Source organism: Romboutsia hominis (genome assembly GCF_900002575.1).
GTDB lineage: Bacteria > Bacillota > Clostridia > Peptostreptococcales > Peptostreptococcaceae > Romboutsia_C > Romboutsia_C hominis.
In genome coordinates, this window is the sequence record NZ_LN650648.1 from 1,500,223 (window position 1) to 1,513,970 (window position 13,748).

The window sequence follows — 13,748 nt, forward strand, 5'->3', positions numbered from 1 at the left end:
GACTTTGCTATACTCACTAATTTACTAGTTATATCTTATATATGTTTATGCTTATATAAGATATAAATATTTTAAAATAGGTACAAATCCACTCATACTTTAATAATATAATATATACCAAAAATCTACTTTAGGGGTGAATTACATGAATGAAATTGTAAAAGTTAGCGACCTGTGTCAAACCTTTTACACAAAAGACGGAGAACTAGAAGTTCTAAAAGACATAAGTTTCTCCCTAAACGAAGGACAAATTCTAACTCTACTTGGACCTAGTGGTTCTGGAAAATCAACTATACTTAATATATTAACAAAACTTTTAAAACCTACTAGTGGGGATATTAATATAAATGGAAATATAGGATATATGTTTCAAAAAGACCATTTACTTGAGTGGAGAAATATAATCGATAATATAACAATTGGACTTGAAATCCAAAATATAAAAACTGATAAAAATATATCTCGTATTGAAAATTTATTAAAAACTTATGGTCTTTGGGAATATAGATATATGTATCCAAAAGAACTTTCAGGAGGAATGAGGCAAAGGGTGTCTCTTATTCGTACTCTATCTGTAAATCCAGATATATTACTTTTAGACGAACCTTTTTCAGCCCTTGATTACCAAACAAGGATTTTAGTTAGTGATGATGTTTATAAAATAATTAAAAATGAGAATAAGTCTGCTATATTAGTAACTCATGATATAAGTGAAGCTATATCGATGTCAGACAAAGTAGTAGCACTATCTAAACGACCTGCAACTGTTAAAAATGTATACAACATAGACCTAAGACAAAATGAAGATTTAACACCTCTTCAAACCAGAAAAGTTCCTGATTTTCAAAAATACTTTGACATACTATGGAAGGAGCTAGATAGTGATGAGATTAAGTAAAGATTCAGATGGATATAAAAATTATCTAAAAAACGTTAAAAAAGAAAAAACTAAAATTCTTTTATATCAGATATTAATATTTGCAGGATTTTTAATTCTTTGGGAAGTACTTGCTAATCTAAATATAATAAACACATTCTTATTTAGCAAACCTAGTGATATATACTCGCTTTTTATAAGCTATGTTCAAAATGGTCAACTTCTAACTCATGTTGGAATATCAGTATATGAAACTCTACTTGGTTTAATTATAGGTACAGTGCTTGGAATATTAGTTGCAATAGCACTTTGGTGGTCTGAAAAATTATCAAAAATTTTAGACCCATTTTTAGTTATATTAAATGCTCTTCCTAAAACAGCTCTAGCTCCTATTATTATAGTTTGGGCAGGTGCTGGTATTGAAGGTATTGTAGTTACTGCTGTTACTATATCTGTTGTTGTTACTATACTCTCTGCTTATAATTATTTTATAAATGTTGATGAAGAAAAAATTAAAATGTTAAGAAGTTTTGGTGCTACTAAATCACAAATATTATTTAAACTTATAATTCCTTCTAATATTGGTAATTTAATAAACCTTACTAAGATAAATATAGGTATGGCTTGGGTTGGTGTTATAGTTGGTGAGTTCTTAGTATCAAGAGCTGGTATTGGTTATTTAATAGTTTATGGAAGCCAGGTATTTAAGTTAGATTTGGTTATGATGGGAGTATTTGTACTTGCTTTTTGCGCTTGGATTATGTATGCTATTTTAAATCTTATAGAAAAGTTTTATAATTCCAGAAGATAAATAATCATGTTTAAATATACCTATTACAAAAACACCTCGTTTCAAAACGAAACGGAGGTGTTTTTATATTTTAGTATAAAATTGTTTAAAGCATATTTTTATCTTTTTATCATATTAGAAACTTCTTTAACTATACCTTCATTTCCATTTCCTCCAACCTGAGTTAGAGATTTTATAGTTTTATTTCCTAATACTTCTTTTTGTTTATCATTTAATTTATCACTACCTATTAATATAGGAGAATTTTCTTTAGATGCAACAACCCCTAATGCTAGTGCATCTACTAAATCTTGTTCTCTATTCATTCCATTTTTGGCTACAAATAAATTTTTTATTTCTATATCTTTATAGAAGTTATCTATTATCATAGCATTAGTTTCATCTCTGTCTATTCCACCTATTCTTTGTGAATTTGGAAGTGTTTTAGCTACCTCTTCTGATATAGATCCTTCTTTTCCTATTACATAAGATTTTGTTATTTTTTCATCCTTTATAAATTCATCAAATACTTTAGTTCCATTAGTATCAGATGCTAGTAATATAGGCATATTTTTATTTGCTGCAACTGGTGCTATACTTACTGCATCACTAAGTCCTCTTACCCCATTTACTACTACTACTTCACTTACATCACCTAGTTTTTTAGCTATTTTTAATGAAGTTTCATATCTATCTTTTCCACTTATTCTTTCAGTAGTTAAATTCATAGTTTTAAGTTCATTAACAACATTTTCATTAACAACGCTATCTCCACCTACTATGTATACATTTTTAGCACCTAATCTTTGTATTTCAGCTTTAGTTTCGTTGCTTAACTTAGAACTTTCTGTTAATAATACTGGAGCATCCTTAAGTTTTGCAAATGGTGTTGCGCTAAGTGCATCTGACATAGCATTTGAATTTACTAATACAACATTGTCTGCCTTTTCAAATCCACTTAAGCTTATTTTAGTTGCAGTATGATATCTATTGTCTCCAACTAATTTTTCTATTACTGATGTTATCCTACCTTCAACTTTAGGTGATACAGTACCAGTTTTTTCTAAATATTTTATTAAAGCTTCATCTAAGCCACTGTATTCGTTTATTATTGACTCATCGTTAAAACATGGATAATCATCTCCACCAACTGCCATGAAATCGTTAGTAGCTACTGTATATTTTTTATTCATATCTATTTTTTTATTGTTTATAGTTATATCTATTACTTTATTTCCCACTTCATTTCTAGGATCTACTACTATTTTCATTCCGCCTATATGTGTAAATGAACCTGCTGGTGTTCCGTAGTCTTTAACCCCGTGTTCTAATACTTTTTTTATTTGAGCTCCAGTTAATTCTTTTGTTACTATGTAGTTTCCAAAAGGAAGAACTTTTATTACTTCTCCTTTAGTTATATCTCCTATATTTATACTATCTCTTATTCCTCCACCATTAGTTATAGCTACATCTGCATTAGTTTCTGAAATCATCGCATCTGTTATAAGGTTTCCTAAGTTAGTTTCTTTAGTTCTAACATTTTCTCTTCTTCCCTCTAAATGAACATCCGTATTCCCTACATTTACAGATAATATCTTATCTTGAGCTTCTTCTATTTCTTTTATTTTATTTTCAACAACACTATCTGAAGCTATCTTACTTGCTTGTTCTTTAGTAATATGACTTGCATTTGCATTAACAACTTCATGCTTTCCATTTACACTAGATACCTCTAACTCTACTTTGCCTATATTCTGCATATATTCTCCAGTACTAACTATTAAAGTATCCTTTACTTTTTTGCCATTTGGTAAATTTGAATGACTATGTCCATCTACTATAACATCTATACCATTTACTTCATTTGCGATATCTATAGTTGTTGGATCGCTTGATTCATCTATTCCAACATGTGCAAGTCCTACTATTACTTCTGCACCATTTTTTTCTAATTCTTCAACTTGTTTTTTTGCCATTTGAACTGGATCTTCAAATTTTAATCCTTTAACATTATTAGGGTTTGTTTTGTATGCAGTTTCTGGAGATGATAATCCAAAGATACCTACTTTAACTCCATTTATTTCTTTTATAGCATTTGGTGTAAATACACTTTTACCATCTTTAGTTACGTTTGATGATAAAACCCTCATCTTTTGTTGTCCATTTGTTAATTCAAGTTTTTTAACAAGTTCTAATAATCTCTCATAACCATAGTTAAAGTCATGATTTCCTGGTGTCATAAAATCATATCCTGCTGCATTCATTAAATCAACTGCATCTTGACCTTTATTTAATGTTACAAATGGTAAACCATGGATTGTATCTCCTGCATCTAATAACAATGAATTTGGAGTTTGTTTTTTTATACTTGATAATACATCTACTCCTATTGTCTTATCATTTTTAACAAATCTACCATGTATGTCATTAGTATGAAGTATTGTTATTTTTTTATTTTCTTCTAATGCCCTTACTTCTGATGGATATAACATTGGTATTGATAATCCTAGTACTAATGCTAATGATGTCACTTTTCTTAAATTTAGTTTTTTACTCATTTTATCCTCCCCAAGATATATGATTATATATTATATAAACTATATAAATATTTTAATAGTTTATAATAAAACTTAATTATATAAGGTAGACTTATATTAAATTTTTATTTTAATTACCATAAACTTTAAATACTTTTACCCTTTTTTACATATTTTTAATAATTTAATATTCAAATTATTTGTGTAATATTTAATTATATAGTATAACATTTTTAATATTTAGTAAACATTTTTCATCTAAATTTGCTAATATTTTGTTTTTTATGCATAATTTCTTTTATATAGTACGCTTTTTATCTTTACATTAACAAATGAAAATATAAAATACCCACTAGGTTATATAACCTAGTGGGTATTTTATATTTTCATATATTTAACTTATGAATATACAGTCACACTTTCTTTTTCTTCTTTTTGTTTCTTCTTTAATCTAATATTTGGCTCACTTGGTAAACCAAACTTAGGAATAAATTTATCAAGTCCAGTTAATGTTAATATAAGTATAGATCCAACTGTAACGTATGCCATAACATTGTATTTTATTATATCAAATGCTACGAATTGATGAAGTGGATACACAGCTGTTAGTATCCCTAAATAGAACCCTATATAAACATGCCATGGTATTAATTGAGAACCAAATACCCCTAGAGAACTAGAGAAAGTAGCGTTTCTTAAACGTAGTTGGTATAAATCTTCTTCACTACCCTCTACATTATTTTCAACTAATTCTTTAGTTATAGGTCCTACTGTAACAATTTGTGCCATTTCATCTGCAAGTGCAGCATTTCCTACTAAACATAATAAACCATTCATAAACATTAATTGTTTTACATTTCTAGCAAGGAACATAACTAAATTTGATAGTGGTTCAAAAGCCTTCATCTTAGACATTATTCCCCCAAATGCTCCAACCCACATCATCATTACTATAACCCAAGAACCTGCGTCTGCAAATCCACTCATCATTAATTTTAAAAATCCGTTTAAAGAATCTACAGTTCCTGCAAAAATTCCAAATATAAATGATGATACTATACCAACAGATAAACATGCTAATGTAGGTAAACCTTTAATAGCTACTGCTAAAACAAGTAATAATGGTATTGCCATATAGTATGGCACTCCTGTTTTTACTTGATTTAAAAGTTCTACTGCTGATGGTCTTTCAACCCCTAAATCAGTCATTACTTGCGCTGGTATTTGATCTATTGCTAGTGCAGCATTTGCAGATTCTGTTGGTAACCCCATAGACATACTTAATCCATATATAAATACTATAGATATTATTAAGCATACTATAGACCATGGTCCTTGAGATTTGATTCTATCTATTACTTCAACACCTTGCATACCAGAACTTACAACTGTTGTATCTGATATAAGCCCTATATTGTCTCCAAAACAAGCTCCTCCAGCTATAGATGCAGTTGTCAATAATATACTACCACCAACCATATGATTTAACCATAAAAATATTGGAGCACATGCTGCAAAAGTTCCCCATGAAGTTCCAGTAGCTACTGAAAGTATACCAGTAACTATAAATGCAACAACTGCAACAGTTCTACCTGTTACTCCTAGAGAAAGTGCTATATTAACTATCGAAGCGCCAACTCCTGTAGCCATAAATGCTTCTGCCATAGCATAAGCAAGCATTAGTATAAAGAAAACTAAATTTAAATGTTTTACATTGTCAACTGCACAGTCAACTAAATCATTAAATTTAAGCTTGTCTGTTATTGATGCTACAATAAATGCATATATTGTAGCTATTGGAGCTGCTATTAAGCAGTCCATACCCGAAATCATTAGACCTGCCAGCATAAATACTGGTGAAAATTTTAATAGTCCAATCCAAAACCCCATAAAATGAGCCCCCTTGATATAATGTATAATTGATAATGTATTTAATTTAGGTTAAACCTAACACTATCCAGTAACTTTTCAGACTTATGCACTGTCATAATGCATAAGTCTGTTGATTTTAACCATAAAGCACTACTTAAATTTTGGTTATTAAAAAAATATTGTTACATCCTATAAATAAACATTATACTTATTCTAATTGTCATTATGTTATGTCAGTTTTTGTTTAATTTTATATAATATTTCTATAAATTTTTAATTATTTTCATCAGATGCTGTAGTATAACAATTTCCTCGGTTGATTTATAAATATCTGATTTTCATTATACTAAGTTTCTATTTACTAACTCAGTTACAAAGAAACTTCCTACATCTTGTGCAAATTTACCTGGACCAAATCCTGCATCATATCCTAATTCTTTTGCAAGTTCATGACTTATTCTTGGTCCACCACAAAGAAGTACTACTTTATCACGTAAACCTTCAGCTTCTAATAATTCTACTAAGTTAGTTAAGTTTTCTATATGAACGTTTTTTTGAGTTACAGTTTGAGAAACTAATAATACATCAGCTTTAAGTTCTACTGCTTTTCTTATAAACTCTTCATTAGGAACTTGACTTCCTAAGTTATAAGCTTCTATTCCTTCATATCTTTCTAGTCCATAGTTTCCTGCATAACCTTTCATATTCATTATTGCATCTATTCCAACTGTATGTGCATCAGTTCCTGTACTTGCACCTACTACTACTATATCTCTTTTTATATTTTCTTTTATATACTCTTCTATTTCATATTTATCCATAGTATCTTCTTGTGCTACTTCTACATGTATATCTTCGTAATTTACACCTTTTTCTAAACTTCCATATACAACATAGAAAGTAAATTCACTATCAAGTGCTTTATGATGTGCTACATTTATATCACTAAGCCCCATATTTTTAGCTGTAAGTTTTGCTGCTTCTATACCTTTTTCATCATCTTTTATTGGTAATGTAAAACTTACTTGTACTTTAGCATCGTTTAATGTATCTCCATAAGGTTTTAAATTTTTTAAATCAAGGTTTTTATCATATTCCTTATTGTCCATAGAATATAGTCCGCTCATTAACAATTCCCTCCTAATACTAACTCTTTTTCTAACATTAGTTCTATAAATGGATTGAAGTACATAGCTTCTTTCATAACAACTCCATCAAGACCTTTTCCACCATCTATTGGTCTTTTTATACCTGCAAATTTACCTTGTTCTAATGTTTTAAATAATCCATCTTTTTCTATTTGAGAAATTAATTCATATGCATTGTTTAAAACTTCATTAACTCTATTACACATTATTCCATCTTTTTTAAACTCTATTTCACTTCCTAGATCTTTCATAGTATTAAATATATACTTAGCATTGTCTATTGAAAGTGCTCTATCTGATATAAATGGAGTATGAATTGCTTCTGTAAGCATTCCTAATAAGTGTAATTTTTGATCTGTCATTATAGTTACCATATTAAATAATGCATCTTGTACTTGACCTTTAAATATATCACCAGTCATAAACTTAGTTGGTGGCATATACTTAAGAGGTGCTTTAGGGAATATTTCTCTAGCCATTTGAGCTTGAGCTAATTCATATAAGAATCCATTTTCAACATCAGGGCTTATTTCAAATGCATGTCCAAGTCCCATTTGTTCTTCAGGTAATCCTGCAACTAATGCAAATTGCTCATTTATAAATTGAGATGCAAGTACAGTATGTGCTTCTTCTACTGCATCTGCTGTTGTTAAGTAGTTATCTTCACCAGTGTTTATTATAACTCCGGCAAATCCATTTATTATTCTTGAGAAGTATTGGTCTATCATTGTTCTTTTCATATTTATATCTCTAAATAATATTCCATATAAAGCATCATTTAGCATAACGTCTAATCTATTTTGTGCTCCTAGTGCTGCTATTTCTGGCATACATAATCCTGAACAGTAGTTGCAAAGTCTTATATATCTTCCAAGTTCAGCCCCAACCTTATCAAGTGCTTCTCTCATTAATCTGAAGTTTTCACCTGTTGCATAAGTTCCTCCAAATCCTTCAGTCGTAGCACCATATGGAACATAGTCAAGTAAACTTTGTCCAGTTGTTCTTATAACTGCGATTATATCCGCTCCTTGCTTTGCAGCTGCTACAGCTTGAGTTATATCTTCGTATATATTTCCTGTAGCTACTATTACATATAAGTATGGTCCACTTTTATCTCCATACTCATTTAAGAATTCTTCTCTTTTATTTCTATTTGCCTTTATTTGATCTACACTTTGTTTAGCTATTTCATTTATTTTAAGCTTAACATCAAATACATCATGCTCTTTAAGGGAACATAGATCTAATTCTCCTTGAGATACTTTTTGTGATATCTCTTGTGGAGTAAGTCCTGTATTTATCATAGCATTACCTATATAATAAGCAACCCCCATACCTAAAGAGCCATTGTTTGAGTTTTTAATGCTATCTACAACTACGTTTGGAAGTGGCACACCAAATTCATCTACTCCATCTACGCCAAATAGTCTAAGTATACTTCTTTCAACTGTTACTGTAGTGTGTTTGTTTATAAATTCTTGTGTATCTAACACTATATTACGCGCTGATTCACGAGCTTTTTCCACTATACTAAAATCTAAATTTAACTTACTCATATTAATCCCCCTTAAGCTTTATTTACTTAGTTTGTCAGCTATATCTACAAGCTTTATTTACTTAGCTTATCAGCTATATCTACTATTTCATTATCTAATCCTAATAATCTACATATATTTATAGCATCTTTTGGAACTTTAGTTTCTTTACTTACTTTCTCTAATCTGTAATCCATGTATTCTTGAAGTATTTGTACACCTTTTGAACTTTTACCTACTCCAATCTTTAAATCTATTTGACGTTTTAAACCATCAAAATCTACATTTTTAAGACCTACTACTTGGTAATAAGTAACATCATCTATATTTATATCATCTAGATGTGTAGATATTAAGCTTATAGAATTGTACTTTTTAAAATATTCACATATTGCTTTTAGTAGTAACCTTCCCTCTATCGGATTGGTTCCCCTTGCAAATTCATCTAATGCAATAAATCCATCCCTTAACTTCATAAGTTTTGTTATTTCTTTTAACTTTAGGATCTCTGCTCCAAATGTACTTAGACCTTTGTTTATATCTTGCATATCATCACTTATTATGTATATAAAGTCTAATACACATAAGTTAGCCTCTTTGGCAAATACATAAAATCCACATTGGAATAAATATAGGTTAAGTGCTATAGTTTTCATACTTACACTTTTTCCACCCATATTAGCACCACTTATTATAGTAATTTTTTTATCTATATCTATGGTTATTGGAATATATTCCTTATTTTGTGAACTTAAAATTGTCTGAAGACTCGGATTTATAAGATCTTTAAAGAAAATTTTATTTTCTCTATTTATATTAGGTTTTATAGCATTATACTTAAGTGCTAAATTTGCTTTAGCAATAAGTAAATCTAACTTCCCTATAGATTTTATATTTTCATTTATATCATTTAAATAGTTATACAACTTTTCACTTAGTGCTTTTCTTATTCTTAACTCTTCTTGTTCCTCATTTACAACAATCTCTAGTCTTTCTTGTTTTAATTTTTCTATATTATCTTTATCAGTTTCACTAAATATTTTCTTTTCAATATTTAACTTATTTTGTCTAATATGCAATAACTTTTTACTATATGCACCATATATTTGAAATGTAGTTAAATTTAATTCATCTGGATCTAACATCTTTACAACTGCATCTAAGTTTTTAAAGTTTATATAATCTATATTAATATTCAATTTTAAATAATTTTTTATTATTTCATTAGTATTTATAGCAAAGTTTTTTATTTCAAACAGTTCTATTTCGTCTAATGCATTTTTCTGTTTTAACCGATTTAGAGTATTTGTTATATTTTTAATTTTACAAAACTCATATTGTATATTATCATACACCATGTCATTTTCTTTTAAGCTATTAATCATATTCTCTATATAATTAAGTTCTTTTATTAATTTTTCACTATTTTCTTTTTTATATATTTTTATATTAGCTTTTTCTTTCTCTCCATATGGTGTAATTGTATTTACTTCGTTTATTATAAATGACTTAATATAATCACCTTCTTGTTTATAAAAGCTTAATTTCTAAACATTCATAACATTAAATACTTTTATATTAGTTTTACTTTGTATACTATCTATAAAATATTTATCATCAAAGCTATATCCTTCTATTGATGTTGGATTTATACTTAATCCAATTAGATTAACTTTATTTACAACCTTAATACTTCCTTTAAGCTTTATAAACTTATCAAATATTTCCTTATCTAAAAATATCTTTGTACTATCGCTGACCAATATAGTTATATTTTTATAGTTACTACCACTTTTTATAAAGTTGTTTATAAAATTATTAGTAACTATTCCATTTACAACTATATACTTAGTATTTTCATCTACACTATCTATAATTTCTTTAGAAGAGTTTAGAGTTGTATTTATATTTAGGCATTTGTATGAATAATCCTTATTTACTAAGCTAATCTTATATTCTTTTATATTTTCATAAATTTCATAGAATTTATCATCATTTAATTTATCAAGATTTAGTATATTAGCTTCATATATTATTTTTTCTATTGCCTTATTTATATCTTTATTTATTACAGCTCCACTACAAAATATTGTAGAATCTGTTATAGATGGTGAGCCCAATGTCTTTCTAGATAAAGCCCCATCAACTATACTTAAGTCTGCACCAAAGTGATTTAATCTTTCACATATGTACTTTATTTGAGTGTTTATAGATGGACCTGCAAGTTCTATATATCCATCGCTTAAGGATCTAAATATAACTATATTCCCTAGTGGTGTTGTTATATTTGTAAGTTCTAGAATTTCTTTGGTTATATCACTATTTAAAGCCAAACTATTAGCTGTAGCTATTATAGTATTTCTATTTACATATATCCTAGGTTTATCAGTTTTAGTAACAACATCTACACCTTCTCCATCTACCCCAATTGATGTAAGTCCTAGTATTATATTTTTATTTATACATTCTTTTAATATATAATTTAAAGTAGTAGTTTTACCTACATTCTTGTAATTTCCTATAATAGACATACTCTTATATTTTAAAATTTCATTTAATATATCCATAATTATATCCTTAAAAATTTAATCTAAGCGATGTAGATTTTAATGATTTTTCTAAAAGATATTATAGGTAATATTACCTATAATATCTTTTAATGTTAATTTTTACTAACCTAATTGAGTACTTAGCTCTCTTTTCTTTCTATCTAATTCAGTTGGCTCAAGTACCATTCTTTCATTATTTAAAAGACCTGCTACCCCTACCTTATGAACTTCTTTTTCACCTTTGCAAACTTCACATTCACATGTATGATTGTAGTTTGTTGGCTCTGTATAAGTAGTTATAACACCTTCAAAGTTTCTAAGTATTACTTTATCGTAGCTTTGAGATATTACATAATTTGGCATAACTGGAGTTTTACCTCCACCACCTGGTGCATCTACAACAAATGTTGGTACACAGTATCCTGATGTATGTCCTCTTAATCCTTCTATTATTTCTATACCTTTAGATACTGGAGTTCTAAAGTGCTCTATTCCATTAGATAAATCACATTGATATATGTAATATGGTCTAACTCTTATTTTTACTAAATCATTAACTAATTTCTTCATTACGTGCATGCAATCGTTTACCCCACGTAGTAAAACACTTTGGTTTCCTAGAGGTATACCTGCATCTGCCATCTTCTTACAAGCTTCTATAGATTCTTTAGTTATTTCATTTGGATGATTAAAGTGAGTGTTTAACCATACTGGATGATATTTCTTAAGCATATTTACTAAATTATCAGTTATTCTTTGTGGCATAACTACTGGAGTTCTACTTCCTATTCTTATTATTTCAACATGTGGTATCTCTCTTAATTTGCTTATTATATACTCTAATCTCTCGTCACTCATTAAAAGTGCATCTCCACCTGATAATAATACATCTCTTATAACTGGAGTATTTCTTATATATTCTATAGCTTTATCTATTCTATCAACTGGTTGAGCTCCATCATTTTGTCCAGCAAATCTTCTTCTTGTACAGTGTCTACAATACATTGCACATTGGTCTGTTATTAAAAGTAATGCTCTATCTGGATATCTATGAGTAAGTCCTGGCACTGGTGAATCTCCATCTTCATGAAGTGGATCATCTAAATCAGCATCTGATACTTTAAGTTCACTTGCAACTGGTATAGCTTGCTTTCTTATTGGATCATTTGCATTAGTTGGATCTATTAATGATAAGTAGTATGGAGTTATACTCATTCTAAGAGTTTTAAGGCACTCCTTAACCCCTTCTTCTTCACTTTCTGTAAGTGGTATATATTTTTTTAATTCTTCAACTGTTGTTATTCTATTTTTTACTTGCCAAGTCCAATCATTCCATAATTCATTACTAACGTCTGTAAATATTTTTCTTTCCATAATCTCCACCCCTTATATTTTATACATATAATTTTTTGAATATATTTCTTATTGTTTCACTTTCTCTTAAAGCTGCTATTGTAACATCTGCATGACCTTTAGTGTATCCATTTCCTATTATCATATCTACATCTTTACCTACACCCTCAGCTCCAAGTGCTGCCTTTGTAAATGCTGTTGCCATTGAGAAGAAGTATACTACTCCACCGTCTCTAACAGGTAGTATTGTACTCATTTCTGTATTTTGAACATTTACACAGTTTATAGCTAAATCTACCTCTTTTCCTTCATTAACTTCTAATACATTCTTAAGTACTTCATTAGGATTTTGTGCATCTACAGCTATAACTTCATCTACAAGGTTATTTTCTTTTAAGAATGCTTTTTGTTTTTCATCTCTAACAAGTCCTATTACTCTACCATTTTTTCCAGCTTTCTTTTTAGCCTCATAACAGCAAAGCATTCCAGATTTACCAGCAGCTCCAAGTATTAAAACACTATCCCCTTCTTTAACTAACTTTTGTGTTTGAGCCGGAGCACCAGCAACATCAAGAGCAGCTAATGCTAGGTTTTCTTCCATATCTGTTGGTAATTTTGCATATATACCACTTTCAAATAATATAGCTTTTCCTTTTATTTCAACTCTATCTATATCTGCTTTTATGTCTATTATTTCATCTATTTTTAATGGAGTTAATGATAATGATACAAGCGTAGCTATCTTATCTCCTATTTGTAAATCTGTTTTTCCTACTAAATCAGATCCTATTTTTTCTATTGTCCCTATTAACATTCCACCAGAACCAGTAACTGGGTTTTGCATTTTCCCTTTTTCTTCTACTATTTCTAATATTCTTGACTTTATTTTTTCTACATCATGGTTACACTCTTCTTCTATTTGAGTAAAACTTGCTGAATCTATGTTTAAAGCTTGAACATCTATTAATATTTCATTATCATAAATATTCATATCATTGTTTATTTTTTTAGCTGGTTGTGGAAGTACATTTTCCCCTATAACTCTGTGTGTTCCGTATTTACATCCTTTCATGACTAATCCCCCTTA

The 13,748-nt window shown here is 28.8% G+C and carries 10 protein-coding genes; 2 read left to right on the forward strand and 8 right to left on the reverse strand.

Annotation, left to right across the window (positions count from 1 at the left end):
- Positions 1-145 precede the first annotated feature (145 nt).
- Positions 146-898, forward strand: a complete 753-nt coding sequence (locus FRIFI_RS07275) for an ABC transporter ATP-binding protein (protein WP_092925721.1) — start codon at positions 146-148, stop codon at positions 896-898.
- The gene (locus FRIFI_RS07280; protein ID WP_092925719.1) at positions 885-1,688 is read left to right on the forward strand and encodes an ABC transporter permease; all 804 of its coding nucleotides are present in this window, start codon (positions 885-887) and stop codon (positions 1,686-1,688) included. The genes FRIFI_RS07275 and FRIFI_RS07280 overlap by 14 nt, the downstream gene beginning before the upstream one ends.
- A 98-nt stretch (positions 1,689-1,786) precedes the next feature.
- Here the strand turns inward: FRIFI_RS07280 and FRIFI_RS07285 are convergent, their stop codons facing one another.
- The 8 genes from FRIFI_RS07285 to kdd form a co-directional block, all read right to left on the reverse strand.
- On the reverse strand, positions 1,787-4,225 hold the full coding sequence (locus FRIFI_RS07285) for a cell wall-binding repeat-containing protein (RefSeq protein ID WP_166505468.1): 2,439 nt from the start codon (positions 4,223-4,225) through the stop codon (positions 1,787-1,789).
- A gap of 378 nt (positions 4,226-4,603) precedes the next feature.
- A complete protein-coding gene (locus FRIFI_RS07290) occupies positions 4,604-6,094 on the reverse strand; it encodes a Na+/H+ antiporter NhaC family protein (RefSeq protein ID WP_166505469.1) in 1,491 nt (496 codons plus the stop codon).
- Positions 6,095-6,417: 323 nt separating this feature from the next.
- Positions 6,418-7,203, reverse strand: a complete 786-nt coding sequence (gene kamE, locus FRIFI_RS07295) for a lysine 5,6-aminomutase subunit beta (RefSeq protein WP_166505470.1) — start codon at positions 7,201-7,203, stop codon at positions 6,418-6,420.
- Positions 7,203-8,780: a lysine 5,6-aminomutase subunit alpha gene (kamD, locus tag FRIFI_RS07300; protein WP_166505471.1), complete on the reverse strand. Its 1,578-nt coding sequence runs from the start codon at positions 8,778-8,780 to the stop codon at positions 7,203-7,205. The genes kamE and kamD overlap by 1 nt, the downstream gene beginning before the upstream one ends.
- 53 nt (positions 8,781-8,833) lie before the next feature.
- Entirely contained in the window at positions 8,834-10,273 is a 1,440-nt protein-coding gene (gene kamC / locus FRIFI_RS07305) for a lysine 5,6-aminomutase reactivase ATPase KamC (RefSeq protein WP_092925709.1), read from the reverse strand.
- Between the two features lie 33 nt (positions 10,274-10,306).
- Positions 10,307-11,326, reverse strand: a complete 1,020-nt coding sequence (kamB, locus tag FRIFI_RS07310; RefSeq protein ID WP_092925707.1) for a lysine 5,6-aminomutase reactivase subunit KamB — start codon at positions 11,324-11,326, stop codon at positions 10,307-10,309.
- Positions 11,327-11,431: 105 nt separating this feature from the next.
- Entirely contained in the window at positions 11,432-12,682 is a 1,251-nt protein-coding gene (gene kamA / locus FRIFI_RS07315) for a lysine 2,3-aminomutase (RefSeq protein ID WP_092925705.1), read from the reverse strand.
- A 19-nt stretch (positions 12,683-12,701) separates the two neighbouring features.
- Entirely contained in the window at positions 12,702-13,733 is a 1,032-nt protein-coding gene (gene kdd, locus FRIFI_RS07320) for an L-erythro-3,5-diaminohexanoate dehydrogenase (RefSeq protein WP_092925703.1), read from the reverse strand.
- Between the last annotated feature and the right edge of the window lie 15 nt (positions 13,734-13,748).